The following is a 24,436-nucleotide window of genomic DNA, read 5'->3' as shown; positions in this document are numbered from 1 at the left end:
GAAACTGGCGCAAGTCAGCATGCCGGCTGGAGCTGTATCTGCTGGCTTTCGTCGGGGCGCTCCACCTTGCGGCAAACTGGCTGCGACTACCGATCCGAGGCATGTCCGAAGCGGCTTTGCGGCGAATTCGGCGGCGGCACCGGGCGGCAGGCAGCCAATCTGCTGCGCCACCTTCTCGGCGATCGGCCCTTTGCCGATAACTGGACCGACACTTGCGCCTTCGCCGGCCAGAATGCCAATGTGCTGCGCGCCGGACAGAAGATCGATGTGGCCTTCATCGGCGATTCGCTGACCAGCCATTGGCAGGATTTCGATGCCGCCCTGTTTGGCGAAGGCCGCACCAACCGCGGCATTCCAGACCATTCGAGCGCCCACGTTCTCACCCGCCTTGGCTCAGGCGCCCTCGCGCTCAAACCGCGCGTCGCCCACGTGCTCACCGGCACGAACGAGGTGCTTGGCGTCCACGGCCCGGTCACCCCGGCGATCTGGCAAGGCACCATGCGCGCGATTGTCGATTCCGCGGGGGCCAATGGCGTGACCGTGATCCTCGGGCACCCTGCCGCCGCTGACGAGAAACCCGTTCGATGAAGATCAGCGCCCCGCCGCCGTCATCGCCGAACAGAATCGCTGGCTGCGGTCACTGACGCAGGAAAAAGGGCTGGTCCTCGCAGACTATCATGCCGTGCTTGCTGGCGCACATGGCGGCTATAAGCCGGGCCACACCGAAGACGGCCTCCACCCGTCGGCCGCCGGCTATGCCGCGATGCGCCCGGTGTTCGACAAGGCGCTGGCAGAGGCTGGGAGCCTTACGCCGGCGCCCCGATTGCCGCCGGGCTTTCGCACTTGGCGCTGGTCTTGCCGGGAGCGCCGCTCATGTAGGCCGCCAGGATGAAGCCGCCGACGACCAGCACCACGAAGGCCGCCGAAACCAGCGCGAGATACTTGTCGATGAAGCGCTTGATCGGCGCGCCGAACAGGCGGAACAGGCCGCCGACCAGCAGGAACTGGAAGCCGCGGCTGGCCATGCTGGCAAGGATGAAGGGGACCAGCGGCATGGCAATGAAGCCGGCGGTAATGGTCAGCAGCTTGAACGGAATCGGGGTGGCGCCCTTGATCAGGATGATCTCCACGCCGAATTCGCGCAGGTAACAGGCCGCCTTGGGAAAGCTTTGCGCCAGCCCCAGAACGTCAAGGATCTGCGCGCCCAGTGCCTCGAACACGAAGAAGCCGATGGCATAGCCAAACAGGCCGCCCAGCACCGAAGAGATCGTGGTGATCAGGGCAAAGCGCATCGCCTTTTTCGGCTCGGCCAGACACATCAGCCCCAGCAGCGGGTGCGGCGGGATCGGGAAGAAGCTCGATTCCATGAAGGAGAACGCGGCCAGCCACCATTCGGCGCGCGGATCCGATGCCTTGGCCATGGTCCATTCATAAAGGCGGCGAAGCATTGGATTCCCCTGCAAAGGCATAAGGCCGGATCAGTTGCGCGCCCTCATATCGGCAGCACCGGAACGGGGCAAGCGCGGCCAGTGATTAACCGATATGGTTCTTTATTCTTGAAATCTTCATGTTATTTCGGTACATATATGAAAGATCGCGATGAACCGATTCGGGGCTTCGCCCAATTATCCCGCCTTCACCGCCCCCTCCCATTTCCGAAAGCCCCCTTGCTCATGGCCGACTTGCCGGACGGCAAGCAGCCGTCGCAATCCCGTCGCCGCTTTGGTGCGCCCAAGAACTGGCGTGCCACGTTTCTGGCCACCCTGGCCGATACTTCCAACATTTCCGCCGCGGCTGCCGCTGCCGACATCAGCCTGAGCTGGGTCTACAAGACACTCCGCGACGATGCCGAATTCCGCCGCCGCTGATTCGATGCCCTGTGCGAAGGCTATGACAACCTTGCAATGGAACTGCTGCACCGGCGGCGCATGGGCGAAAGCTAGGACAGCGAGCCAAGCTTGATGCCATGCACAGCCGCGAAAAAGCGGTTGCCATGATGCTCGCCGATGAAGCGGGTTAGCCGAACGTCGCTCCTGGCGATGGAGGATGACGAGCGCCAGAAATTCCTCGCCACACTTGGGAAGTGCGAGAAAGATCGCAGTCGCTGGTTCTGGGACGTTTGGTCCCGCCCGCAACAGCGCGCACTGCAGGGTGACTGGCAGACATGGCTGCTGCTGGCCGGACGCGGCTTTGGCAAGACCCGCGCCGGGGCGGAAAGGGGTCCGCGAAATGGCCCGCCGCCATCCCGAAGCGCGGATTGCCCTGATCGCGTCCTCGCTGGGCGAAGCGCGCCGCGTGACGGTTGAAGGCGAAAGCGTCTTGCTGGCCATCGCCCGGCCCGAACAGCGGCCACTGTATGAATCGTCGCTGCGCAAGCTGACCTGGCCCAACGGGGCGCAGGCGCAGAAGAAGCTTTCGTCAACGGGGCGCTCGTCCGAATCGATGCGCTGCTGCATGCCCGGGTCGAAGGCGTCGCCAGCTCGCCACCAACGTCGCCAGTCGATGGGGATTGCTGGATCGTTGGGGCAAATCCGCAGGACGAATGGGCGGGGAAAGCCGCCAACATCGCTTGCGGTGCGGCGGGCAACTGGCTGTTCGTAGGCCCCCAAGACGGAATGTCCGTGGCCGTAAGCGCCAGCGGCCAGACCATGCGATATCGCACGAGCCAATGGTCCCTTCCCGCTGCCGTCGCGGCCCCGCAAGTGGGAGTAACCGTCGATTCTCAGGCGCGTACTGCGATCTCTGACTTGCTTGCACGACTGATTGAAGCGGCCTGCTTCCTGCCGCCTGAGCGCGGTCAGAGCGCTTGGTGTGCCCATTTGCATGTAAAACCCGGAAAGTGGTGTCTTTTGCGATCATTTTCTTGACCAAGGCATGGAAAATGCGGCATTCCTGCAACAGGTGCTGCCTTTGACCGCTTGCGCGGCAAAACCTTAGGCGATAGACAGTCGTAACTCGGTGGCATCAATTCCAAAAAGAGGGGAATTTGTAATGCGGAAACTGGTCATAGGGATGGCGTTGGCTTCTACTGCCCTCGCCACGCCGGCTCTGGCCCGTGACGATTCATGGTATGTCGAAGTAGATGGCGGCGCCATGATTGTCGAAGACCTGAAGTACGATATCGGCACGACGGCTTCGGCTATGTCGGTCGATCATGAGTACGGCTACGATTTCGGTGGCATTGTCGGTTACGACTTTGGCATGTTTCGTCTCGAAGCAGAGGCGAGCTGGCGTGAAGCTGATCCCGACGTTCTGACGTCGACGGTCCGCATTCCCGCTGCTGGCAGCGTTGCCAGCCTGAAGTCGGGCATTGGTCGTTACGACTACGTCGCTGGTGACAGCAACGCGCTCAGCTTCATGCTCAACGGCATGATCGATTTCGGCGAAGATGATGGCCTTCAGGGCTTCATCGGCGGCGGTGTCGGTGTTGCTCGTGTCGGCGCTCAGTACTCGATCAACTCGGCTGGCCCGGGAATCGTGAACGACAGCGACTCCGGCTTTGCATGGCAGGCAATCGCGGGCGTGCGCGCTCCGATTACCGACCACTGGGACGTTGGCCTCAAGTATCGCTTCTTCAACGTGAACAACGTTGACATGGTTGATACCGACGGTCGCGCGCTTTCCACCCGTTGGCGGTCGCACAGCCTTCTTGGCTCGCTGACCTACAACTTTGGTGGTGCGGAAGCTCCGCCGCCGCCGCCGCCGCCTCCGCCGCCTCCGCCGCCTCCCCCGCCGCCTCCGCCGCCGCCGCCTCCGCCGCCGCCGCCGTGCAACAAGGGTCCGTACATCGTGTTCTTCGACTGGGATAAGTCGGACATCACGCCTGAAGCAGCGTCGATCCTCGACAACGCAATCACGGCTTACGGTAATTGCGGTAGCGCTGCGATCTCGCTTGCCGGCCACGCTGACCGCTCGGGTTCGCCCAAGTACAACGTCGGTCTCTCGCAGCGTCGTAACGAATCGGTCACGGCTTACCTGACCAGCCATGGCGTCCCGGGTGGTGTTGTCACCAGCCAGGCCTTTGGTGAAACGGTGAACCGCGTTCCGACCGCCGACGGCGTTCGCGAACTCCAGAACCGTCGCGTTGAGATCAACTACGGTCCGGGTTCGGGCAACTGATCTCAGCCGAAAGGTTGTTAGAATTGAGGGGCCGGAGAAATCCGGCCCCTTTTTCTATGTCTGCTCAAGACTGAAGCCGTGCTGACCCATTGCCGTGCGGCCCCGCATCACTCGGCGTAGTCGGTACCGTCGCAAATACCGGCCTGGTTGAATCCAGCCTTGCGCAGCCGGCAACTGTCACAGGTTCCGCACGCCCGCCCGTCAGACGTTGGGTCGTAGCATGACCAACTGTCTGCCGTATTGAGACCCAGCCGGTCGGCCTCGGCAGCGATCTCGGCCTTGCCCATGAACTGCAGGGGTGCATGGATGCGGAAGAGTTCGCCCTCCGCACCTGCCTTGGTTGCCAGATTGGCGAGCTTGGCAAAGCTGTCGATGAACTCCGGTCGGCAATCGGGATAGCCCGAATAGTCGAGCGCATTGACGCCAATGAAGATATCGCGCGCGCCAAGGGCTTCGGCCCAGGCCAGTGTGAGTGACAGGAAAACCAGATTGCGCGCCGGAACATAGGTGACCGGAATGTCGTCTGTCAGCCCGGTCTTCGGAACGGCAATATCATCGGTCAGCGCCGAGCCGCCGAACTGGCGCAGGTCCAGCTTCAGAATTTCGTGCCGTTCCGCGCCAAGCTTTGCGGCAATCTTGCGAGCTGCTTCAATCTCTATGCGGTGCCTCTGGTTGTAGTCGATGGTCAGGGCATGAACCCTGAACCCGGATTCCTGCGCCAAAGCAGCGGAAACCATGGAGTCCAGCCCCCCGGAAAGAAGGACGACTGCAGCAGGACTGGCGAGCTTTGGATTTGTCATGGCTTGCAGCTACTCACTCGGCAGCGCTCACGCAATCACTGGTCGCAGCTCCCCAGTCGCCGCACCTCTGCCGCAAAGTCGAAGGGCAATCCTCCGGCGATACCTTGGGATTCAAGCTGGACCAGCTGGTTGCTCTCCATCCGGATATGCGTTCGACCGTATCCTCGGCCGCGGCAGATATACTGCACTGTCACCGAGCTCGGCGTATCTTCGACTACCAGGCGATCGCATGGCTGCTCTGGATGGCGTAGCTGGATCAGGCTTAGCCCATTACGGAGGCAGATGCGCTCAATTGGACGTCGCTCGCCCCGCATCCGAATTTCCCAACGTCCCTCAACAAGCTGGTCCAGCATCGTCAGCTGCCGGCGCTGTCCAGCCGCTGGAGTGACACCAAGAGTTGTGAGCAGAAGAACCGCAAGAAACGGCTTGGCAATTTTCGACTTAGGCATGCATTTTCCTATCGGCGCGCATAAGGCCGCGCCTGCTTCAATTCCTACATATATCCTAATTCGGAATGACGGCCAAATGTGCGGTGTGATCGACCAAACGATCTCAAAATTCGATGTGGAACAACTTCGAGCAGAATGCGCAGTCGACAGTGATACTTCCATCATCCCCACGCATGTCATCGACTTCCACTTGCGGAAAGCGCGAAAGCACATCGCGGTAGTGATCGGCATTGCAGCGACAGCCCTTGGTCAGGAGATGGCGCGGCTCGACCCGGATCTCGCCTTCGTCATGGAAAAGGCGCCAGACCACCTGCTCGAGTGACAGGCCGCCGTCGATCAGCTCCTCTTTGGTCACTGATCCTGCCATGATCGAAACGTGTTCCCATTCTGGATGATCCATCCGCACGTGCAACCGTTCGCGGCCTTCCTCGCCATCCGCGAGGTGCTGGACGAGCATTCCCCCTGCAACCGTTCCGCTTCGCGAGAAGCGCACGCCAATGCGAAGCAGCGTCGGTACCTGCTCCGATTGTGCGAAATAGGCCTCGCAGGCCTCGGCGAGCGAATCTCCTTCGAGAGGCACGATTCCCTGGTATCGCTGCCCGGTCTCCCCGATGTCGAAGGTTATGGCGAGGTAGCCCTTGCCGAACAGCTCTGACAGCGACGGCATGACCTCGAGTGCGGCCAGCCGCTCGGGATCGTGCATCACATAGCCGCGAAGTTCCCCCGACCGATAATCACAGACCAACAGCTGGACGATGCCATCTTCCGAATGGGCCTGCATGGTGAGCTGGCTGCCGTCGTCCTTGAGCAGCGAACCTAGCAGCGCTGAAAGCGTGAGGGCCTCGGCAAGCAGTTGCCGGGTCGCAACCGGATAGGAATGCGATGACAATACTTCATCCAGCACAGGGCCCAGGCGGACGATGCGCCCCCGGGCATTGCGGTCGGGGATCGTAAACCCGAGGACGCGGTCAAATCCGCTGTCCTCGATCTGGATGCCGTCCTCGCTCACAGTTTGCCGAACGCCCAGAGGAGGATGCTCTTCTGAGCGTGGATACGGTTTTCCGCTTCGTCCCAGATCACCGATTGCCGGCCATCCAGCACGCTGTCCGTCACTTCTTCCCCGCGGTGCGCGGGAAGGCAGTGCAGAAACACGGCATCGGGCCGGGTAAGGGCCATCAAGGTATCATTGACCTGGTAAGGTGCCATGGCCGCGATGCGCGCCTCTGCGCCAGTTTGCCCCATGGATATCCATGTATCGGTAACGATGACATCGGCGCCTGCAACAGCCTCGCGTGGGTCCCTTGTGACCGAAATCGTTGCCCCGCGCGCGCGCGCCAGCTCGATGAAGCCGGCATCGCAATCATAACCTTCAGGCACGCCGATGCGCACGGCGAACTTCATCAGTCCGGCGGCTTCGACGATCGAATTGAGCACGTTGTTGCCATCACCAAGCCATGCGACCTGAAGGCCAGGCAGCGCCTTGCCGTGTTCGATGACAGTGAGCAGGTCGGCGACGATCTGGCAGGGATGCGACAGGTCCGTCAGGCCATTGATCACCGGTACCGAGGCATGGGCGGCCATGTCCTCAACCTTGGTGTGGTCATCGGTGCGGATCATGATCGCGTCGACCATCCGGCTCAGTACGCGCGCAGTATCCGCAATCGTCTCGCCTCGGCCAAGCTGCGTCGACCCGGCATCCATGATGATCGCCGTGCCGCCAAGCTGGCGGATTGCCATGTCAAAGCTGACGCGGGTGCGGGTCGAGCTCTTCTCGAAAATCATGGCGAGTGTGTGGCCCGCAAGAGGCGCGTCGGCATCGGCCATGCCCTTGGGCAACAATGCCCGTGCTGCCTTGCGGTCAATCGCGTCATTGATCATCGCGGCGAGGGCATCGCCACCCGCATCGGCCAGATTAAGGAAGTGCCTGCCGCTCACTGGACTTCTGCCACAGCAAAGCTGGCCGCGCCTGCCGACAGGCGTTCCATGAATTCCTCGACGTGGCCGTCATCAATGACCAACGGCGGGACGAGGCGGAACGTGCTGTCTCCGCCTGAAACCGTCAGCAGCTGGTGGTTATCACGCAGGTGCGCGACGAACCCGCGCGGTTCGACTTTCATCTTAACGCCCAGCATCAGCCCCTTGCCGCGGACCTCCTCAAACAGTTCCGGGTAATTGCCGATGAACTGTTCCAGCCGAGCGCGCAGCTTGTCACCCATTGTGCGAACCTGCGCGAGGAACTCCTCGTTACCCACGACGTCCAGCACAGCTTCGCCGGCTGCCATGGCCAGCGGATTGCCGCCATAGGTCGAACCGTGCGTGCCGATGACCATTCCCCGTGCCGCCTTTTCCGTGGCCAGGCAGGCACCAAGCGGGAATCCTCCGCCGATGCCCTTGGCGCTGGCGAGGATGTCAGGCTCGATTCCGTAATGCTCATAGGCGAAAAACTTGCCGGTGCGCGCGTAGCCGCACTGAACCTCGTCAAGCACCAGCATCAGGTCATGTTCGTCGGCCAGAGCGCGCAGGCCTTTCATGAATTCGTCTGACGCGGGGCGGATGCCGCCTTCACCCTGAACCGGTTCGACCAGGAAGCCGGCCGTGTTAGGGCCAATTGCTGCCTTCGCAGCTTCAAGATCGTCGAATTCAACGTATTTGAATCCGGCAAGCAGGGGCAGGAAGCCCTTGTGCATCTTGTCCTGATTCGACGCGCTGATCGTCGCCATTGTCCGACCGTGGAAGGCGTTCTTGAACGTTATCAGTTCGTACTTGTGATCGTTGCCGACATGGCTGTGATAGGCGCGCGCGGTCTTGATCGCGCATTCCACTGCCTCGGCGCCGGAATTGGTGAAGAACACCGTATCGGCAAAGGTCAGATCGACGATCCTGCTTGCCAGCGACTCACCTTGCGGACTGCCGTAAAGGTTCGACACGTGCATCAGCGTTTCCGCCTGACGCTGGATCGCACCAATCAGCCCCTTGTGCGAATGGCCCAGAATGTTGACCGCAATCCCGGCTGCAAAGTCGAGATAGCGCTGTCCGTCTTCACCGATCAGGTGGCAGTGATCGCCTTTGACGGGCCGGAACGCGCACCGCGGATAGACGGGCATGAGCGGGGTAATCGACATCGAACGTATCCTTTGAACTCAAGATTTGGCTGAACCGGGACCGCAAACGACAAATGGCGACTCCATAGGAGCCGCCATTGCCACGTATTTATTCGTTTGCGGACTACCGGTCAATTTCCGGCAGCAGATCGCCGGCAGTCAGTCCTGACGCGGCGTCAGGTTGACCGCCGAGTACTTGCCTCGTCGATCGACCTCGATGTCGAATTCAAGCCGGTCGCCTTCGTTAAGGCCACGCATGCCCGACCGTTCAACCGCGCTGATGTGCACGAATGCATCCGGTTGGCCGTCGTCACGGGTAATGAAGCCGAAGCCCTTCATCGAATTGAAGAACTTGACTGTTCCCGTAGCCTTTTCGCCGGTCAGTTCGCGCTGGGGTGCCTCTTCGCGCTTTTCAACCGCGATGACATCTCCAAGAACGACAAGGTCGCTGGCCGAAATCTTGCCGCCGCGATCGACGAGCGTGAATTCAAGGCCCTGACCTTCTGCCAGACCGTCAAGGCCTGCACGTTCAACCGAGCTGATGTGAACGAAGACGTCTTCGCCGCCACCTTCCTGCTGGATGAAGCCGAAGCCCTTTTGCGAGTTGAAGAACTTTACGACGCCCTTGCCCTGGCCAACAACCTGGGCGGGCATGCCGCCGCCTCCACCGCCGCCGCGCGGGCCGCCGAAGCCGCCACCACCGCCGCGCGAGCCGCCGCTGAAGCCGCCGCGATCACCGCCGCCAAAGCCGCCACGACCGCCGCCGCCGCCGAAGCGATCACCGCCTCCGCCGCCGCCAAAACGATCACCGCCGCCGCCGCCGAAGCGATCACCGCCGCCGCCGCCACCCATGAACGGGTCGAAACTTTCTTCGCCGAAACCGTCCCGCTTGTCGCGCCCCCGGCCGCGACGTCCTCTATCGAAACCCATAAACCTGCAATTACCTTCGCTTCGCCCAGTTGTCGCTGCCCGGACGGCGTGGACGAAACGCGCCGGGCGACAGGTCGAGCAGCCGCCTTTTAGCGGGCGGTACTCCCCTCTGCAGGGTCGGGCATAGACCAAAATCCGCACAAGTGCGAATAGATTCAGATTCATCAGGTTTTGTCATTCGCGGCGTGACATTTCTGCACAGAGACGCCTGCCCGCCACGCCTCACTTGAAACGCGCCTGCGTCTTGCCGCATAGCTGCTGGCAAAGCCGGTAAGGGATCGGCGCGAAGCTTGAGAGGAAAGCCGGCAATGTTTCGAAAACTCACTGACAGGATCTATGCCAGCCCCCAGATCGGGCTCGATGAGGTCGCCCGCGCGGCCGAGGAAGGCTTCTCGCTGATCATCAACAACCGTCCCGAGGACGAGAGCCCGGACCAGGTGCCGGGTGATGTGATTGGCTCGGCAGCAAGGGCGGCGGGGATGGACTACATCGCTATTCCGGTAACCCACGCCGGTTTCAGCGAGCCGCAAGTGCGCGCCATGGCTGACGCGCTCGCCGGCGCTGACAAGGTCCTTGCCTACTGCCGTTCGGGTACGCGTTCGACCCTTCTGTGGACCTTGGCAGAGGCCAGCCGCGGGGTAAGCCCGGACGAGCTTGCGCAAGCGGCGGAACAGGCGGGATATGACATCGGTCCCGTGCGCGCGATTGCCGACATGCTGGCCACAAGATCGCAGTGACCGCGCAGGTCGTCCAACTCCTTGCATCGCTCGTCGCCATATTCGGCCTCGCGTGGCTGGCGAAGCGGATGGGCCTTGGCGGTGATGTGCGGCTGCGCGATGAAGACGAGGCCAAGGCGCTTGCCCGCGCCGCGTCCTGCGGTTTCGAACCTGTCGATACGGTCCTTGACCGCGCGGGTATCGCTGCCCTGCTGCGGGATGAGAGCGGACGGATAATGCTGCTGCGGCGGCACGGCGTGCACTTTGCCGCCCGGCTTCTGGCCAGCCATGAAGGCGCGAGGCTTGACCGGAACTTTCTCACCATTTCGACCGGTGAACGCAGCTTTGGCGCTGTAACGCTCGACCTTGGCGGGCGGGCGCAGGAATGGGCCGTGGCCTTGCGCCGGCTGGGAGGCGTGACGTGAAACTTGACCCCGTCACTCTGGCTACGCCGTTCTTCATCCTGCTCGTCTTGGCTGAAATGGTCTGGGCACGGCGGCGCAAGGCTCAGGCCTATGAGCCGCGCGATACGCTCAATTCCCTGCTGATGGGGCTGGGCAGTGTGCTGACCGGGATGCTGTTTGCCGGAACGGTCGCTGCTGTCATGCTTGCTGCCTACGATGTGAGGCTGGCGACGATCGGCTTGCAGTGGTGGGCGTGGAGCGCCTGCTTCGTGCTCGACGACTTCGCCTATTACTGGATTCACCGCAGCGGTCACCGCGTGCGCTGGTTCTGGGCGAGTCATGTCAATCATCACTCGAGCCAGCACTACAATCTGTCTACCGCTCTGCGGCAGAGCTGGACCAGCGTGATCGCGCTCAATTTCCTGATCCGCTTGCCGCTGGCCGTGGTCGGCTTTCATCCTGCGATGATAGCCGCCGTTGCTGGCGTGAACCTCATTTATCAGTTCTGGATTCACACCGAGGCAATCCGCCGAATGCCGCGCTGGTTCGAGGCAGTAATGAACACACCAAGCCACCACCGGGTGCATCACGCGACCAACCCGCAATATCTCGATCGAAACTATGCAGGGGTTTTCATCGTCTGGGACCGGATGTTCGGCACGTTTCAGCGCGAACATGATGACCTGCGGATCCACTATGGCATCGTCAAGCAGCTCGGCAGTTTCAACCTGCTGTGGACCGCGTTCCACGAATGGATCGGCATGGCTCGCGATGTCTGGAATGCGCCGTGGCGGCACAAGCTTTCCTACATCTGGCGCGTCCCCGGCTGGACCCACGACGGCAGCCGCGACACTAGCGACATGATCAGGACGCGCTGGCAGTCCTGCCAGCCGGACTGTGGCACTTCCCCAAAGCCCTGACAAAATAAGGGTCCGAGCGGCTGGCTCGGACCCGTTTAAGTTTGCGTTCGCAGGAGGAACGTCCGGAGGCGGAACCGGGAGGAGGAGAGGAGGAGGAGCTCCCGATCCCGCCAAGCTTTGTACGAGCGCTTAGTAGTTGTAGGCGCGCTCGCCGTGTTCGTTGAGGTCAAGGCCTTCACGCTCGGCATCCTCGGTGGGACGCAGGCCGAAGATCTTGTCGATGACGAAGAACAGGACTGCCGAGACACCGCCCGACCACAGCAGGGTCAGACCGACTGCCTTGATCTGGGTGATGAGCTGGGTTGCCATGTCGTACTCACCGGGAACGGCGGGGAACTTCGTGTAGTCGAAGAAGCCCTGGCCGCCGAGCGCCGGGTCGGCGACGATGGCCGTGCCGAGCGCGCCGACAATGCCGCCGATGCAGTGTACGCCGAAGACGTCGAGGGTATCGTCGTACTTCAGCTTGTTCTTCACCGTCGAGACGAAGAGGTAGCAGATCGGCGAAACCACCAGGCCCAGCGCGATCGCCGTCATCGGAGCAGCGAAGCCCGAAGCCGGAGTGATCGCGACGAGACCGGCGACAGCACCCGTTGCAGCACCCAGCATCGAAGGCTTGCCGTGGTGTGCCTGTTCGACAAGCGACCAGGACAGCGCGGCAGCAGCCGTGGCGACGAAGGTGTTGATGAAGGCGACCGCGGTCACGCCGTTGACTTCAAGGTTGGAGCCGGCGTTGAAGCCGAACCAGCCCACCCACAGCAGCGAGGCGCCGATCATGGTCATGGTCAGCGAGTGCGGCGGGGTGGCTTCCTTGCCGAAGCCCAGACGCTTGCCGATCATGAGGCAGCCGACGAGACCAGCGATACCGGCGTTGATGTGAACCACGGTGCCGCCAGCGAAGTCGAGTGCGCCCATGCCCCAGAGCAGGCCGTAATCGGTTGGAGCGTCGGGCAGGAAGTCCGGGCCAGCCCAATACCATACCATGTGCGCGATCGGGAAATAGGCGAAGGTCAGCCACAGGACGGTGAACAGCATCAGCGGCCAGAACTTCACGCGTTCGGCAAATGCACCGACGATCAGCGCCGGCGTGATGCAGGCAAAGGTCATCTGGAAAATGACGAAAACGAATTCAGGCAGATAGACATTGTTCGAGAAGGTCGCGGCATAAGTCGAAGCCGAAACGCCCTTGAGGAACGCCTTGTCGAACCCGCCGACCAGCGTGGGCCACGGCGTGTTGGTCGAGGTGAAGGCCATGGTGTAGCCCCAGCCCACCCAGACCAGCGCGGCAATGCTGACGATCATGAAGACCTGCATCAGCACCGAAAGCATGTTCTTGGTGCGCACCAGGCCACCATAGAACAGCGCCAGTGCGGGAATGCTCATCATCAGGACGAGCACGGAGGAAACGAGCATCCAGCTGGTGTCGCCCTTGTCGACCATGCCGGCCATCTGCTCGACCGTGGGGGCCTTGATCGGCCCGTCTTGTGCGAAGGCGGCGGTGGCAGTGAGCATCGAGGCTCCTGCCATTCCGACGCCGGAAATCAGTTTGCGGATCATACTATATCCCTCCTGTTAGCGTCAGAGCGCCGTGTCGCCGGCCTCGCCGGTGCGGATGCGCACGGCCTGGGCCAGGTCGAGGACGAAGATCTTGCCGTCGCCGATCGCGGACGTGCTGGCGACCTGCTGGATGGTTTCAACCACTTGCGGGGCAAGATCGTCGCTTGCGGCGATTTCGATCTTCACCTTCGGAAGCATGTTGGTCGAATACTCGGCGCCGCGATAAATCTCGGTCTGCCCTTTTTGCCGTCCAAATCCCTTGACCTCGGAAACGGTCATACCGGCGATGCCGATCGCGCCGAGGGCCTCACGGACCTCGTCGAGCTTGAACGGCTTGATGATGGCGATGATGAACTTCATCGGTAACCCCCGTAAGCCTGCCGGACCCTTTCCGGCTCATCGACATCAGCAAGGGGTGTGCCAGAATCCGATTCTGGCGGCATTTCATCCGTTTGGCTGAAACGTGCTCTCAGCATTTGTTCCGAGTTGCGCCCGATTCGCGGGCATGTGCCCAAAAATTAGGCAGATAACTCGGCAAAAACCGGCAAGTGGTCCGAAGCAAGCGCGGACAAGGCGCTGTGATGGACGCCCTTGGCGGTGCAGTTCAATTGCGCCGAAACCACGATCCGGTCGAGCGCGGCGACCGGCTGGCGCGAGGGAAAACTGTTGCCAGGAACCAGTTGGGTCCAGTCGCCGTTAAACTCGCGCATGGCACCGCGTGCGTGCGACCACTGGTTGAAATCCCCCATCAGCACCGCCGGACCCTTGCGTCCGCATCGGGCCAGATGATCGAGCACGGCGCGCAATTGATGGCGGCGGCGCAGGCCGGAGAGATCAAGGTGCATGCCCGCCACCAGTAGCGGTTTTCCCGCCACCAGCAATTCAGCGAAGACCGCGCCGCGTGGTTCCAGCATCGGCAGGGCCACCGGCTCGGCATGGACAACCTCGATGCCGCGCCGCACCAGCAGGGCATTGCCGTGCCAGCCGATGGAATCGGCGCGGGTGCGCAGCGGCACCGCGCGCCAGGGAGAATGGTCGTCGATCGCTTGGCGTGGCAGCACGCTGGCGCGGTCGCCAAAGCGCCGGTCCGCCTCCTGCAAGGCGACAACGTCGGCATCGATCTCGCGCAGGACGGCCAGGATGCGATCAGGATCACAGCGCCGGTCGAGGCCGACTGCCTTGTGGATGTTGTAGCTGGCAACCTTCAGACGCATGGATGGTTCAATCGGGGGTGTTTCAATCGGGAAAGTTTCTGCCGGGCGCGGATGCGCGAAAGTAAGTGGTGATGACGGGCTCCGATTTCACCGCGCCTGTCTCGACATCGCGGCCCTGAGGGCTAAGTGTCCGGATTGCCATCCCTTGGTGGCTAGCCGAAGCGGCGCGGCTTGGATAGACCTGCTGCCTGACGATTAGCAGGAGCATCGCGTGCAAGAGGCACCGCAGGAAACCAAATCCCATTCCCCCAACGCCGTGCTCGGCATGTTGCTGGTGGTCTATACGTTCAATTTCCTCGACCGGCAGATCCTCGCCATTCTGGCCAAGCCGGTGCAGACCGATCTGGGCCTCAGCGATACCCAGATGGGCGTGCTGGGTGGTCTGGCTTTCGCACTGCTGTTCACCACGATGGCCATCCCCTTTGGCGTGCTTGCTGATCGCAAGGGCCGGGCTAAAGTCATCGGCTGGAGCCTTGCCGTCTGGAGCGGGTTCACCGCGCTGTGCGGTGTTGCAACCGGGTTCTGGCAGCTGTTCTTTTTCCGTCTGGGCGTTGGCATTGGCGAAGCGGGCGGCGTTGCCCCCAGCTATGCGATCATCGCCGACCGTTTTCCGCCCGAAAAACGGGGCCGGGCGCTGGCGACCTATTCTCTGGGCATTCCGCTCGGGCAGGCAATTGGCGCGCTGTTCGGCTCGATCATTGCCGCCGCCGTCGACTGGCGGCTGGCTTTTATCGTGCTGGGGCTCGCCGGATTGTTCGTTGTGCTGCCGTTCCGCAAGGTGGTCAGGGACCAGCCCATTCCCGTTGATTATGTTTCAGTCCCGATGATGACAACGTTTCGCCGGCTGGCGAAACTGCCGGCCTTCTGGCTGCTGTCGCTTGGCGCTGCGACCGGCTCGCTCTGCGCTTACGGCATGGCCTTCTGGGTGCCGACGCTGCTGCAGCGGACTTACGGTCTGACGCTGGTTGAAGCCGGGCGCTTCCTCGCTGCGCAGCTCGTCCTTGCTGGATGCATCGGCATGTACGCTGGTGGTTTCTTCGCCGACCGCGTCGGCACGAAAGACCGCGCCGGATACGCCCGGATTGCCGCTTACGCCTATATCCTCTGCTTCCCGACGATCTTCCTCGCCTTTAGCAGCGCAAGCATACTGGCGCTGTTCCTGCTGTTGCTGCTGCCATCGGGGCTGGTCTACATCTGGCTCGGCCCGGTGACGACGGCGATCCAGCATCTAGTGCCAGCGAACGAGCGCGCGACGGCTTCGGCCTGCTACCTGTTCATCAACAACGGTATTGGCCTGAGTTTCGGCTCGATCGTCATCGGCGGCCTGTCCGATGTGCTGGCGCCCGAATACGGCACGGATTCGCTGCGGATGGCGATCATTGCGGTCACCTCGCTCTACCTGCTTGCCGCCACTTTCATGCTGATCGGTGCGCCGAAGCTGCGCAAGGCGTGGATTGATTAGGGGGCGTCCTCGCGGAGCATCGCCGCGCCCTTTTCGGCGATCATCATCACCGGCGCATTGGTATTGCCAGAAGTGATCGTCGGCATGACCGAGGCATCGATCACGCGCAGGCGCTCGACACCCTGCACGCGCAGGCGGGCATCGACGACGCTGCCCATGGCGGCCGTGCCGACCGGATGGAAGATTGTCGTCCCGATCTGGCCGGCGGCTTCGATCAATTGCGCCTCGTCGGCATATTGCAGGCCGGGGCGCATTTCCTCGGGGTGATAGCGCGCGAGTGCTGGCTGGGCGACGATCTGGCGGGTAATGGCGATCGACCGCACGGCAACGCGGCGATCTTCCTCGGCGGACAGGTAGTTTGGCCGGATCGCCGGATGATCGTCCGCCCGTGCGCTGCGGATCAAGGACGTGCCGCGGCTCTCGGGACGCAAGTTGCAGACCGAGGCAGTGAAGGCGGGCCAGGGATCAAGACCCCCGCCGAACGCTTCCAGGCTGAGCGGCTGGACGTGATATTCCAGGTTGGCGCTTGCCTGCTGCTCGTCGCTTTTCACAAACATGCCGAGCTGGCTGGGCGCCATCGCCATCGGCCCGCTGCGGCGCAAGACGTATTCCAGCCCGATCATCGCCTTGCCCAGCAGGTTCCCCGCGCGCTGGTTCAGCGTCGATACGCCCGACACCTTCCAAGCGCAGCGCAGCTGCAGGTGGTCCTGCAAGTTCACGCCGACTGCCGGGGCGTTGACCTTAGCCGTGATGCCCAGTTCCCCCAGCCGCGCTGCATCGCCGATGCCCGAACGTTCAAGGATCGCGGGTGAGCCGATCGCTCCCGAGGCGAGCAGAACTTCGCCATCGGCCCGCGCAATCCGCACCAGACCACCGACCGAATAGGCAATGCCGACCGCGCGTCCGTCCTCGATCACCACCCGGTCAACCAGCGCGCTGGTCACGACCTTCAGGTTTGGCCGACTGCGCACCGGGCGCAGGAAACCGTCCGCCGCGCTCCAGCGCCAGCCGCTGCGCTGGGTGACCTGAAACAGGCTTGAGCCTTCGTTGTCGCCGCGATTGAAATCGTCGGTGCGCAGCAGGCCCCACTCTTCGGCAGCGGACTGAAAGGCGTTGAGGATATCCCAGCGCAGGCGTTGGCGCTCGACCCGGATTTCGCCGCCGGTGCCGTGGAACTCGCTCGCTCCGTCGAAGTGGTCCTCGGCCTTGCGGAACAGCGGCAGGACATCGTCCCAGCCCCAGCCATTGAGGCCCAGCTGCCGCCAGTGGTCATAGTCACGCGCCTGGCCGCGCATGTAGATCATGCCGTTGATAGACGAGCAGCCACCCAGCACCTTGCCGCGCGGATATTTGAGCGCGCGGCCGTTCAGGCCCGCCTCGGCCTCAGTCGACATGCACCAGTCCGTGCGCGGATTGCCGATGCAATAAAGGTAGCCGACCGGCACCTTTACCCAGACATAATTGTCGCGCCCGCCCGCCTCAAGCAGCAGTACCCGGGTACGCGGATCGGCCGAGAGGCGGTTTGCCAGCACGCAGCCTGCGCTGCCGGCACCCGCGATGATATAGTCGAAGCGTTCCTCGCTCATGTGATCCCATCCCAGATCAGCTTTGCTCCCAGCAGCACCATCAACCCGTAGACGATTGTGTAGAACCTGTGCGAATTCAGCCGCCGCAGAATGCGCAGGGTGATCAGCGTGCTCACCACGGCTAGCGGCATCAGCAGCGCCGCAGCCATGAACGTCTGCCGGTTCAGGGTGCCCAGCATGACATAGCTTGGCACCTTGAACAGGTTCATCAGGGCGAAGAGCACAGCATTGGTGCCCATGTAGGTAATATGCGGCAGGCGGCGCGGCGTGACCCACATCTGGAACGGCGGCCCGCCGGCATGGGCGATCTGGCTGGTGACCCCGGCGGCGACGCCAAACAGGGTGCCGACCCAGCCGGGCGAATTCGATGCGGCAACGATACGTCCCCCGCGCTCGGTCCACAATCGGAACAGGCCGAAAGCCAGTGTGATAACGCCGAGCAGCAGCAGCAGCCAACGCTCGTCCACCGATGCGGAAAAGCCGGTGGCCAGCGCGATCCCGACGATTGTCCCGGGCAGCATCCAGCCGACAATCCAGCGGTTCCAGTCATGATGGAATGACCATACGCTCACTGCGTCCTGGACGATGATCACTGGCAGCAGGATGGCCGCCGCGACCGCCGGCGGCAAGGCCAGTGCGAGGATCGGCGCGCCGAGCGCGCCGACGCCGCTCAGCCCGCCTTTAGCCGCGCCGATGACGATGACGGCAAGGCAGGCCAGCGCCAAGGCATAGGGATCGGCAAGCAGCGACATGGCTTTTGCGCCAAGCACGAATGATGACCCCGCGCAAGTTGGCCTGTCCTACAGACCCGGGCCTGTGAGAGGATTGTGCGGGGCGAAACCAGCATTCACCATGGAGAATTTCATGAACACTGATGGCAAGACCCGCCACCGCCTGGGCTCGATTTCCGAACGCTTTGAAAGCGGCAGCCGCGGGCCGGGCACTGTCTCTGGCGGGCAGGGCGATCCTGGCGGCGTATCCTATGGCACGTACCAGCTCGCCAGCCGCACCGGCACTGCCGGATTTTCCTCTGCCTGGAAAGACATCGCCCTGCGCGAGGCGGAGGCCTTGGCCTCGGCCCAGCATGCCTTCATCGAGCGGACGCATTACCGGCCGGTAATCAAGGCCGTGGCGGCGGGGCCGGACTATGATCTCGGCCAGCGCCATGCCGCTGCGTGCGACGCCGTCTGGTCAACCGCTGTGCAGCACGGCGGCGCGGCGGGGCTGACCACGGTCGCCGATCGCCGCTATCCTCAAGAACTTGCCGCGGCTCTGGCCTTGTTCGATCATGGCGATTAGGAAATAGGGTGCATTATCAATCGCAAAAGGGGGAATACCATGAATCCACGCGCAATGGTCCAGACCATGATTACTTTGGCATCGGCTTCACTGGGGCTGGTCGCAGCGCTGGCCTGGAACGAGGCGATCAAGGCCACGCTGGCGAAGCTGGGCCTCGGCGATGATCTTACGGGCCTCTACACTTATGCCATCCTCGCCACGGTCATCGCGATTGGCGTGCTCACCTTGCTGGGGCGCATTGCATCGCGCATTGGCGGTCAGGCCGCGTTCGAGCGCGAGGCGGAAGGCTGATCCTTGCCGATCTGACAGAACCTGGCCGCGCGGTTTTTTTGCGCGGCAGGTTCCTGCACCCATCAAGGTGCTTGCTGCGGCGGGCGAAGTGTCGTTTGCTTGGGCCTGAGCCATTTCCGATTCCCGAAAGGAACCCGATGCGTCATTTCCTCGCCGCCGGCGCGAGCCTGCTGTTCCTTCTTGCCGGTCCATCGGCGGCAGGCCCAACTGCAGCAGGCCCAACTTCCGCAGGAACGCCCGAACAGGTCGCCGATGCCGCGCTGAAGTCGGCACCGGTGTGGGATGGTCACAACGACGTGCCCGAACAATTGCGCGACCGGCGCAAGAACATACTTGCCGGGTTCGATTTCAACGACACCACCGGAACGGCTGACACGGCCAAGGGCTTCATCGCCATGCAGACCGACCTCAGCCGGATCCGCAAAGGCAAATTGGGCGCGCAGTTCTGGTCAGTCTATGTCTCGGCCAACCTGACCGATCAGCAGGCGGTACAGGCGACGCTCGAACAGATCGACACGGTGAAGCGGCTTGTCGCGATGTACCCCAAGGACCTGCAGTTCTGCGTCGACAGCACCTGCGTGATCGCGGCCCAGAAGGCTGGCAGGATCGCCTCGCTGGTCGGTATGGAGGGCGGCCACTCGATTGGCGGCAGCCTCGCGGTGCTCCGCCAGATGCATGCGCTTGGCGCGCGCTACATGACGCTGACCCATTTCAAGAACACTGCCTGGGCCGATGCCGCGACTGACGATCCCAAGCACGATGGCCTGACTCCCTTCGGCGAAGACGTGGTGAGGGAGATGCAGCGGCTGGGTATGCTCGTCGACCTCAGCCATGTCAGCGAAGCCTCGATGATGGATGCCTACCGCGTCGCAAAAGCGCCGGTCATCTTCAGCCATTCGAACGCCCGCGCGCTCAACAGCCATCCGCGCAACGTCTCGGACGCGGCGTTGCAGGGGCTCAAGGCCAATGGCGGCGTGTTGATGGTCAACTTCTACCCCGCCTATGTCGTGGGTGACACCCGCGCCTGGAGCGTGCGCCGAGCCGGTGAGAAGGCACGGATCGATGCCAGCCACATCGGCGATTCCGCCGGTGCCAAGGCCGAGCTTGCGGAATGGGAAAAGGCGAATCCCTCTCCCAACGGCGGCATCACCGATGTTGCCAACCATATCGACTATGTGGCCAAGCTGATCGGCCCCGACCATGTCGGATTGGGCGGCGATCTTGATGGCATCGATACCACGGTGAAGGGAATGGAAGACGCGTCGACCTATCCCGCGCTGTTCGTGGAACTTGCTCGCCGCGGCTGGTCGCAGGCCGATCTGGAAAAGCTGTCCAGCCGGAACCTGATGCGCGTGCTCAAAGCCGCCGAAGCCTATGCCGTTTCGCGTCGTGCCGACCCGCCGATCGAGAACCCGACGACGTTCTAGTGCGCGTCAATGCGGCTGAGCATGCGGAAGAAGAACGCGGTCGACCAGCCGAGCAGGAAGACGCCAAGGATGGATTCAAACGCCCCCAGCAGCCGCCATGCGTCGCTGATGTGCGCGTCGTTATAGCCCACGGTCGAATAGGAAATCGTCGAGAAGTAGAGCGCGTTCTCGAGTCCTGAAACCGCGCCGGTCAGCACATAGACGCCGGCAAAGGCCCAGATTTCGATCCCGTGCAGCGCCAGCATCGATACGACGGCGATGAGGGTGAAAATCGCCCCGCGCCGGCTAAGCGGGTCAATATTGCGCAAGCGCTCGATCGACGCTTCGGTGCGGATCGCCTTGCTCAGGCTGAACAGCCCAATGCCGTGGATCGCGACGCACAGCAGGACCATGATCGACGAGACGACAAACTGGACGAGCAATTGCGACATGGCCGTCCTTTGCCCGCAAGCAGCCCGGGAATCCAGCCCTCGCCCCCGGTTTTACGTCAGGGCGTTGGCGTAGGTGTCGGCGATGCCTGATTCGAAATGCCGTCCTGGCGGTGATCCTGCGGGGCATTGAGCGCGCCAGTGATCCACATGGCGCTCAAGATGACGATCGCCAGGAACAGGCTGATGACCAGGATGTTCCGCGCGTGATTGCCCCGGTTGCCCGCTTTGGCCTCCGTCTCGGTGACGTGAATTTCTTCGCCTTCGCGTTCCATGTTCGCTTCCTCGTGAATTGCTCACAAGTAAACGAACAGGGGCTCGCCCGGTTCCCTGATCAGTCGCGCAGCAGCTCGTTGATGCCGGTCTTGGACCGCGTCTGGGCATCGACCGTCTTGACGATCACCGCGCAGTAAAGCGACGGCCCGGGTGTGCCATCGGCCAGCGGCTTGCCGGGGAGGGCGCCGGGGACAACGACACTGTACGGCGGAACCTTGCCGATGTGGACTTCGCCGGTCGCGCGGTCGACGATCTTGGTCGATGCGCCGATGAACACGCCCATCGAAATCACCGCGCCGGTGCCGACGATCACCCCTTCGGCAACTTCGGACCGCGCCCCGATGAAGCAATTGTCCTCGATGATCACCGGGCCAGCCTGCAGCGGCTCAAGCACACCGCCGATGCCGGTGCCGCCCGAGATGTGGACGTTCTTGCCGATCTGGGCGCAGGAGCCAACGGTGGCCCAGGTATCGATCATCGTGCCTTCACCCACGTATGCGCCAAGATTGACGAAGCTCGGCATCAGCACGACGCCCTTGGCGATGAAGGCGCTGCGCCGCACGATTGCGCCGGGCACCACGCGCACGCCGGATTCGCGGAATTTGGCATCGTCCCAACCAGTGAACTTCAATGGCACCTTGTCGAACGCAGGAGCGCCGGCCGCGCCGTATTCCATCACGCCATTGTCGTTCAGGCGAAAGCTGAGCAGCACGGCTTTCTTGAGCCACTGGTTGACCTTCCAGCCGCCCTCGCCGTCAGGCTCAGCCACGCGCGCCGCGCCGCTGTCGAGCAGGTCCAACGCCTGATCAACGATGGCCCGCACTTCGGCCGAGGCCGGGGTCACGGTGTCGCGCGCTTCGAATGCGGCTTCGATCTGGGCGGCAAGATCGGTCATCTGGCAATATCCCGCTGATTTTCGGTTCGCGCCGCGCCTATCGTTCCTGTGTCTTTGTAGCAAGCAAACGTTACAAACCGGATGGTCAACTGTTCACCCTTCCGTCATTCTAATCGGCTTAGGGGATTGCCATGGTCGCAAGAATCGGAGCGTCTGCGGGACGCAGGGACACCCGTCGGTCAAAGCGCGCTGTCGCGGCGATCACCTTTACGCTGCTGCTTAATGCCTGCGGAGGTGGCAGCTCGGGCGGACCGATCAGCACGCCGCCGGTCAGCCCGCCGCCCGCGCCCGCGCCCACGCCGACACCAGCACCCACGCCGACGCCTACAGCCGTATTCGATACTGCGGAATATCGCCGTTCGGACGGGCCCTCTTTCCACAATGTCATTCCTGCCTGGCAACTGGGCGCGACCGGCGTTGGCGTGACGCTCGCCATTATCGATTCGGGCATCGACACGACCAACCCGGAATTTGCCGGGCGCATCTCGGCCGCATCGGCAGATGTCGCCGGCAGCCGCGGCGTGAGCAATGCGGATTCGAGCCACGGCACACAGGTCGCGCTGACAGCGGCGGCGGCGCGCAACAACACCGGCATCGTCGGCATTGCCTATGACGCGACGATCCAGGCCCTGCGCGCCGATTCCCCCGGCTCCTGCGCCACGCCGAAAGTGGGCGATTCGGGCGGCTGTACCTTCTTCGATTCGGCAATTGCCCTCGGGGTCGACCGGGCAATCAGCGCCGGGGCCAAGGTCATCAATATTTCGCTCGGCGGGTTTCCGCCGAACAACGCTCTGCGCGCGGCGATTGTCCGCGCGGCCAATGCCGGGGTGGTGGTTGTCGTCTCGGCCGGGAATGACTCTGTATCGAGCACGACCAATCCCGATTCGCTTGCCGTCGGCATCAGGCAGGCGGGCAACGGCAATGTCATCATCGCCGGGTCGGTCGATGAAAACCGCCAGATCTCGACCTTCTCAAACCACGCCGGAACCGAAGCGCAGTGGTACCTGATGGCGATGGGCGACCGGATCTGCTGCGTTTACGAAAACGGCGCGATCAAGATCACCACCAATGACAGCGGACAGCAATTCGTCACCGTCGTGTCAGGAACCAGCTTTGCCGCGCCGCAGATTTCCGGCGCAGTCGCGCTGCTGCGGCAATATTTCCCCACCCTGACCGCCGCGCAGACGGTCGACCTCCTGCTGCGTACGGCCAACGATGCCGGCGCGGCGGGGACCGACGACATTTATGGCCGCGGCATCATGAACATCGGCGCGGCCTTCGCTCCGCAAGGCGCGACAACTCTGGCCGATAGCTCGAACGCGCTGGTGCCGATCGGCGAAACGAGCGTCTCGGGCTCGCCGGCGATGGGCGATGCGGCAGGTGGCCAGTACCTGCCCGCGACCCTGCTCGACAGTTATGGCCGCGCCTATACCGTGAACCTTGGCGCGACGATGCGCGCGGCGCAGGTTGCGCCAAAGCTGGGCGGGGCGCTGCTGGGCGGAAGCCGCGCAGTGGATAGCGGCGCGGGCCCGCTGAGCATGGCCTTCTCGGTCGCCGATCCGCTGCGTTCAGGTCGGCCAATGGGCTGGGCCGGACAACTGCGCCTTTCCCCCCGCGATGCCGAGGCGGCCCGCGTGCTGGCCGCGCGCGTGGTCGCAAGGCTCTCGCCGCGTAGCACCATGGCCTTTGCCTATGCACAAGGCGTGGACGGTGTCGTCGCGCAGCTTCAGGGCCAGTCGCGCCCGGCCTTCCTCGTCAGCGGCGATCCATCGGGCGATTTCGGCTTCCACCGTACCGGCCTCACGGCAATGGCGCTGCGCCGGCAGGTCGGCGCAACCGGCGTCACGGTGATGGCGGAGAACGGCAAGGTGCTGACCGGCTCGCCGATCACGTTCGCCAATAGCCTGCTGAACCCGCGCCTCACCGATCCCTTCTTCCGCTTCGGCGCCTCGCTCGACCGCCGGCTGGGGCCGATAGAGGCCACACTCGGCGCCAGCTGGCTGCGTGAGGATCGCACCGTGCTGGGCGCTCGGCTTCATGCCGGGCTGGCGGGCAAGGGTGGGGCAAACAGCCTGTTCGTCGATATGGGCGCGGCATGGCAGCCAAACGAGAACTGGCGGCTCGGCGGCACTGTGCGGCGCGGCTGGACGGCGGCGCACCAGAGCGGAACCATCGCCGCCGGGTCAAAGCTTGCAAGTTCGGGCTGGTCGGTCGATGCCAGCCGGATGAACCTGTTCCAGCCGGGCGACAGCCTGTCGCTGCGTGTCTCGCAGCCGCTGCGCGTCAATTCGGGCGGCCTCAGCCTGCGCCTTCCCGGCGTCTACGATTATGCCACGCTGGCCGCGACCAGCGCCATCCGCCAGCTTGATCTCAGCCCGAGCGGGCGCGAACTGATGCGCGAACTGGCGTGGAACGGGCTTGTTGCCGGCGGATCGCTCACCGCCAGCGCATTCTGGCGCAGCGAACCGATGCACTATTCGCAGGCGCCCGATGACTACGGCGTTGGCGTGAGCTGGGCGACCCGGTTCTGACCTTCTGACACTTGCCCCCCGGCAGCCGCTCGTT

28 protein-coding genes are annotated in these 24,436 nt (G+C 63.1%); 13 read left to right on the top strand and 15 right to left on the bottom strand.

Going from position 1 to position 24,436, the window contains the following annotated elements; all coding sequences use genetic code 11:
• The first annotated feature begins 66 nt into the window (after positions 1-66).
• Positions 67-588 carry an SGNH/GDSL hydrolase family protein gene (locus WG900_RS11960; RefSeq protein WP_339967372.1) on the top strand — a complete coding sequence of 174 codons (522 nt, stop codon included), beginning with the start codon at positions 67-69 and terminating at the stop codon, positions 586-588.
• Complete coding sequence (locus tag WG900_RS20230) at positions 557-892, top strand: GDSL-type esterase/lipase family protein (protein ID WP_417597740.1); 336 nt, start codon at positions 557-559, stop codon at positions 890-892. The genes WG900_RS11960 and WG900_RS20230 overlap by 32 nt, the downstream gene beginning before the upstream one ends.
• Here the strand turns inward: WG900_RS20230 and WG900_RS11955 are convergent.
• Positions 807-1,448 carry a YqaA family protein gene (locus WG900_RS11955; protein WP_339967371.1) on the bottom strand — a complete coding sequence of 214 codons (642 nt, stop codon included), beginning with the start codon at positions 1,446-1,448 and terminating at the stop codon, positions 807-809. The genes WG900_RS20230 and WG900_RS11955 overlap by 86 nt on opposite strands.
• Positions 1,449-1,586: 138 nt before the next feature.
• Here WG900_RS11955 and WG900_RS11950 point away from each other — a divergent pair, with 138 nt between their 5' ends.
• The 3 genes from WG900_RS11950 (at position 1,587) to WG900_RS11940 (ending at position 4,119) form a co-directional block, all read left to right on the top strand.
• Positions 1,587-1,868, top strand: a complete 282-nt coding sequence (locus tag WG900_RS11950; RefSeq protein ID WP_339967370.1) for a hypothetical protein — start codon at positions 1,587-1,589, stop codon at positions 1,866-1,868.
• 492 nt (positions 1,869-2,360) lie between these two features.
• Positions 2,361-2,867 carry a DUF2793 domain-containing protein gene (locus WG900_RS20225; RefSeq protein ID WP_417597737.1) on the top strand — a complete coding sequence of 169 codons (507 nt, stop codon included), beginning with the start codon at positions 2,361-2,363 and terminating at the stop codon, positions 2,865-2,867.
• Between the two features lie 124 nt (positions 2,868-2,991).
• Complete coding sequence (locus WG900_RS11940) at positions 2,992-4,119, top strand: OmpA family protein (protein ID WP_339967369.1); 1,128 nt, start codon at positions 2,992-2,994, stop codon at positions 4,117-4,119.
• A 107-nt stretch (positions 4,120-4,226) separates the two neighbouring features.
• Here the strand turns inward: WG900_RS11940 and queC are convergent, their stop codons facing one another.
• From queC to WG900_RS11910, 6 genes are all read right to left on the bottom strand, one after another.
• The gene (gene queC, locus WG900_RS11935; protein WP_339967368.1) at positions 4,227-4,919 is read right to left on the bottom strand and encodes a 7-cyano-7-deazaguanine synthase QueC; all 693 of its coding nucleotides are present in this window, start codon (positions 4,917-4,919) and stop codon (positions 4,227-4,229) included.
• Positions 4,920-4,954: 35 nt separating this feature from the next.
• On the bottom strand, positions 4,955-5,368 hold the full coding sequence (locus WG900_RS11930) for a hypothetical protein (protein ID WP_339967367.1): 414 nt from the start codon (positions 5,366-5,368) through the stop codon (positions 4,955-4,957).
• A 103-nt stretch (positions 5,369-5,471) separates the two neighbouring features.
• Positions 5,472-6,377, bottom strand: coding sequence for an Hsp33 family molecular chaperone HslO (gene hslO, locus WG900_RS11925; protein WP_339967366.1), 906 nt, complete (start codon positions 6,375-6,377; stop codon positions 5,472-5,474).
• Positions 6,374-7,303, bottom strand: a complete 930-nt coding sequence (argF, locus tag WG900_RS11920; protein ID WP_339967364.1) for an ornithine carbamoyltransferase — start codon at positions 7,301-7,303, stop codon at positions 6,374-6,376. The genes hslO and argF overlap by 4 nt, the downstream gene beginning before the upstream one ends.
• Positions 7,300-8,490 carry an aspartate aminotransferase family protein gene (locus WG900_RS11915; RefSeq protein WP_339967363.1) on the bottom strand — a complete coding sequence of 397 codons (1,191 nt, stop codon included), beginning with the start codon at positions 8,488-8,490 and terminating at the stop codon, positions 7,300-7,302. Before WG900_RS11915 ends, argF begins: the two co-directional genes overlap by 4 nt.
• A gap of 138 nt (positions 8,491-8,628) precedes the next feature.
• On the bottom strand, positions 8,629-9,399 hold the full coding sequence (locus WG900_RS11910) for a cold-shock protein (protein WP_339967362.1): 771 nt from the start codon (positions 9,397-9,399) through the stop codon (positions 8,629-8,631).
• A 308-nt stretch (positions 9,400-9,707) separates the two neighbouring features.
• Between WG900_RS11910 and WG900_RS11905 the strand changes: the two genes are divergently transcribed.
• Genes WG900_RS11905 through WG900_RS11895 form a run of 3 tightly spaced genes read left to right on the top strand, consistent with a single transcriptional unit; the run spans position 9,708 to position 11,439 of the window.
• On the top strand, positions 9,708-10,136 hold the full coding sequence (locus tag WG900_RS11905) for a protein tyrosine phosphatase family protein (RefSeq protein WP_339967361.1): 429 nt from the start codon (positions 9,708-9,710) through the stop codon (positions 10,134-10,136).
• Entirely contained in the window at positions 10,133-10,540 is a 408-nt protein-coding gene (locus WG900_RS11900; protein ID WP_339967360.1) for a hypothetical protein, read from the top strand. The genes WG900_RS11905 and WG900_RS11900 overlap by 4 nt, the downstream gene beginning before the upstream one ends.
• Before the next feature lie 56 nt (positions 10,541-10,596).
• Positions 10,597-11,439, top strand: a complete 843-nt coding sequence (locus tag WG900_RS11895) for a sterol desaturase family protein (protein ID WP_417597734.1) — start codon at positions 10,597-10,599, stop codon at positions 11,437-11,439.
• A gap of 129 nt (positions 11,440-11,568) precedes the next feature.
• On the opposite strand, the gene WG900_RS11890 is transcribed toward WG900_RS11895, so the two are convergent.
• The 3 genes from WG900_RS11890 to WG900_RS11880 form a co-directional block, all read right to left on the bottom strand.
• A complete protein-coding gene (locus tag WG900_RS11890) occupies positions 11,569-12,993 on the bottom strand; it encodes an ammonium transporter (protein ID WP_339967357.1) in 1,425 nt (474 codons plus the stop codon).
• A 21-nt stretch (positions 12,994-13,014) separates the two neighbouring features.
• Complete coding sequence (locus WG900_RS11885) at positions 13,015-13,353, bottom strand: P-II family nitrogen regulator (RefSeq protein WP_264414026.1); 339 nt, start codon at positions 13,351-13,353, stop codon at positions 13,015-13,017.
• Between the two features lie 158 nt (positions 13,354-13,511).
• On the bottom strand, positions 13,512-14,207 hold the full coding sequence (locus WG900_RS11880; RefSeq protein WP_339967356.1) for an endonuclease/exonuclease/phosphatase family protein: 696 nt from the start codon (positions 14,205-14,207) through the stop codon (positions 13,512-13,514).
• A 211-nt stretch (positions 14,208-14,418) separates the two neighbouring features.
• On the opposite strand from WG900_RS11880, the gene WG900_RS11875 reads away from it, so the two are divergent.
• Positions 14,419-15,669 (top strand): spinster family MFS transporter, encoded by a 1,251-nt coding sequence (locus WG900_RS11875; protein WP_339967355.1) that lies wholly within the window; start codon positions 14,419-14,421, stop codon positions 15,667-15,669.
• Here the strand turns inward: WG900_RS11875 and WG900_RS11870 are convergent.
• Positions 15,666-17,255 (bottom strand): GMC family oxidoreductase, encoded by a 1,590-nt coding sequence (locus tag WG900_RS11870; RefSeq protein WP_339967354.1) that lies wholly within the window; start codon positions 17,253-17,255, stop codon positions 15,666-15,668. The genes WG900_RS11875 and WG900_RS11870 overlap by 4 nt on opposite strands.
• Positions 17,252-18,007, bottom strand: coding sequence for a sulfite exporter TauE/SafE family protein (locus WG900_RS11865; protein WP_339967353.1), 756 nt, complete (start codon positions 18,005-18,007; stop codon positions 17,252-17,254). The genes WG900_RS11870 and WG900_RS11865 overlap by 4 nt, the downstream gene beginning before the upstream one ends.
• A 112-nt stretch (positions 18,008-18,119) precedes the next feature.
• Between WG900_RS11865 and WG900_RS11860 the strand changes: the two genes are divergently transcribed.
• The 3 genes from WG900_RS11860 to WG900_RS11850 all read left to right on the top strand — a co-directional run bounded on the left by WG900_RS11860 (position 18,120) and on the right by WG900_RS11850 (position 20,272).
• Complete coding sequence (locus tag WG900_RS11860; RefSeq protein ID WP_339967352.1) at positions 18,120-18,554, top strand: VgrG-related protein; 435 nt, start codon at positions 18,120-18,122, stop codon at positions 18,552-18,554.
• 39 nt (positions 18,555-18,593) lie between these two features.
• Positions 18,594-18,845, top strand: coding sequence for a DUF5654 family protein (locus WG900_RS11855; RefSeq protein WP_339967351.1), 252 nt, complete (start codon positions 18,594-18,596; stop codon positions 18,843-18,845).
• A 137-nt stretch (positions 18,846-18,982) separates the two neighbouring features.
• Positions 18,983-20,272: a dipeptidase gene (locus WG900_RS11850; protein ID WP_339967350.1), complete on the top strand. Its 1,290-nt coding sequence runs from the start codon at positions 18,983-18,985 to the stop codon at positions 20,270-20,272.
• Here the strand turns inward: WG900_RS11850 and WG900_RS11845 are convergent.
• Genes WG900_RS11845 through dapD form a run of 3 tightly spaced genes read right to left on the bottom strand, consistent with a single transcriptional unit; the run spans position 20,269 to position 21,871 of the window.
• On the bottom strand, positions 20,269-20,703 hold the full coding sequence (locus WG900_RS11845; RefSeq protein WP_339967349.1) for a potassium channel family protein: 435 nt from the start codon (positions 20,701-20,703) through the stop codon (positions 20,269-20,271). The genes WG900_RS11850 and WG900_RS11845 overlap by 4 nt on opposite strands.
• 56 nt (positions 20,704-20,759) lie before the next feature.
• Entirely contained in the window at positions 20,760-20,975 is a 216-nt protein-coding gene (locus tag WG900_RS11840; RefSeq protein WP_339967348.1) for a hypothetical protein, read from the bottom strand.
• Positions 20,976-21,034: 59 nt separating this feature from the next.
• Positions 21,035-21,871 (bottom strand): 2,3,4,5-tetrahydropyridine-2,6-dicarboxylate N-succinyltransferase, encoded by an 837-nt coding sequence (gene dapD, locus WG900_RS11835; RefSeq protein WP_339967345.1) that lies wholly within the window; start codon positions 21,869-21,871, stop codon positions 21,035-21,037.
• 131 nt (positions 21,872-22,002) lie between these two features.
• Between dapD and WG900_RS11830 the strand changes: the two genes are divergently transcribed.
• Positions 22,003-24,402 (top strand): S8 family peptidase, encoded by a 2,400-nt coding sequence (locus tag WG900_RS11830; RefSeq protein WP_339967344.1) that lies wholly within the window; start codon positions 22,003-22,005, stop codon positions 24,400-24,402.
• Positions 24,403-24,436 lie beyond the last annotated feature (34 nt).

Origin of the sequence: Novosphingobium aquae, from assembly GCF_037572715.1 — a bacterium.
Classification (GTDB): domain Bacteria; phylum Pseudomonadota; class Alphaproteobacteria; order Sphingomonadales; family Sphingomonadaceae; genus Novosphingobium; species Novosphingobium aquae.
Note: the sequence above shows the minus strand (reverse complement) of the source record. Positions and strands in the feature narration are given on the sequence as shown.

Excerpts from the sequence above, each read along its gene's own strand:
- WG900_RS11955 (WP_339967371.1), bottom strand. The coding sequence starts at position 1,448 with ATGCTTCGCCGCCTTTATGAATGGACCATGGCCAAGGCATCGGATCCG.
- WG900_RS11950 (WP_339967370.1), top strand. The coding sequence starts at position 1,587 with ATGAAAGATCGCGATGAACCGATTCGGGGCTTCGCCCAATTATCCCGC.
- WG900_RS11940 (WP_339967369.1), top strand. The coding sequence starts at position 2,992 with ATGCGGAAACTGGTCATAGGGATGGCGTTGGCTTCTACTGCCCTCGCC.
- queC (WP_339967368.1), bottom strand. The coding sequence starts at position 4,919 with ATGACAAATCCAAAGCTCGCCAGTCCTGCTGCAGTCGTCCTTCTTTCC.
- WG900_RS11930 (WP_339967367.1), bottom strand. The coding sequence starts at position 5,368 with ATGCCTAAGTCGAAAATTGCCAAGCCGTTTCTTGCGGTTCTTCTGCTC.
- WG900_RS11915 (WP_339967363.1), bottom strand. The coding sequence starts at position 8,490 with ATGTCGATTACCCCGCTCATGCCCGTCTATCCGCGGTGCGCGTTCCGG.
- WG900_RS11910 (WP_339967362.1), bottom strand. The coding sequence starts at position 9,399 with ATGGGTTTCGATAGAGGACGTCGCGGCCGGGGGCGCGACAAGCGGGAC.
- WG900_RS11905 (WP_339967361.1), top strand. The coding sequence starts at position 9,708 with ATGTTTCGAAAACTCACTGACAGGATCTATGCCAGCCCCCAGATCGGG.
- WG900_RS11895 (WP_417597734.1), top strand. The coding sequence starts at position 10,597 with ATGGTCTGGGCACGGCGGCGCAAGGCTCAGGCCTATGAGCCGCGCGAT.
- WG900_RS11890 (WP_339967357.1), bottom strand. The coding sequence starts at position 12,993 with ATGATCCGCAAACTGATTTCCGGCGTCGGAATGGCAGGAGCCTCGATG.
- WG900_RS11885 (WP_264414026.1), bottom strand. The coding sequence starts at position 13,353 with ATGAAGTTCATCATCGCCATCATCAAGCCGTTCAAGCTCGACGAGGTC.
- WG900_RS11880 (WP_339967356.1), bottom strand. The coding sequence starts at position 14,207 with ATGCGTCTGAAGGTTGCCAGCTACAACATCCACAAGGCAGTCGGCCTC.
- WG900_RS11870 (WP_339967354.1), bottom strand. The coding sequence starts at position 17,255 with ATGAGCGAGGAACGCTTCGACTATATCATCGCGGGTGCCGGCAGCGCA.
- WG900_RS11865 (WP_339967353.1), bottom strand. The coding sequence starts at position 18,007 with ATGTCGCTGCTTGCCGATCCCTATGCCTTGGCGCTGGCCTGCCTTGCC.
- WG900_RS11860 (WP_339967352.1), top strand. The coding sequence starts at position 18,120 with ATGAACACTGATGGCAAGACCCGCCACCGCCTGGGCTCGATTTCCGAA.
- WG900_RS11855 (WP_339967351.1), top strand. The coding sequence starts at position 18,594 with ATGAATCCACGCGCAATGGTCCAGACCATGATTACTTTGGCATCGGCT.
- WG900_RS11850 (WP_339967350.1), top strand. The coding sequence starts at position 18,983 with ATGCGTCATTTCCTCGCCGCCGGCGCGAGCCTGCTGTTCCTTCTTGCC.
- WG900_RS11845 (WP_339967349.1), bottom strand. The coding sequence starts at position 20,703 with ATGTCGCAATTGCTCGTCCAGTTTGTCGTCTCGTCGATCATGGTCCTG.
- WG900_RS11840 (WP_339967348.1), bottom strand. The coding sequence starts at position 20,975 with ATGGAACGCGAAGGCGAAGAAATTCACGTCACCGAGACGGAGGCCAAA.
- dapD (WP_339967345.1), bottom strand. The coding sequence starts at position 21,871 with ATGACCGATCTTGCCGCCCAGATCGAAGCCGCATTCGAAGCGCGCGAC.
- WG900_RS11830 (WP_339967344.1), top strand. The coding sequence starts at position 22,003 with ATGGTCGCAAGAATCGGAGCGTCTGCGGGACGCAGGGACACCCGTCGG.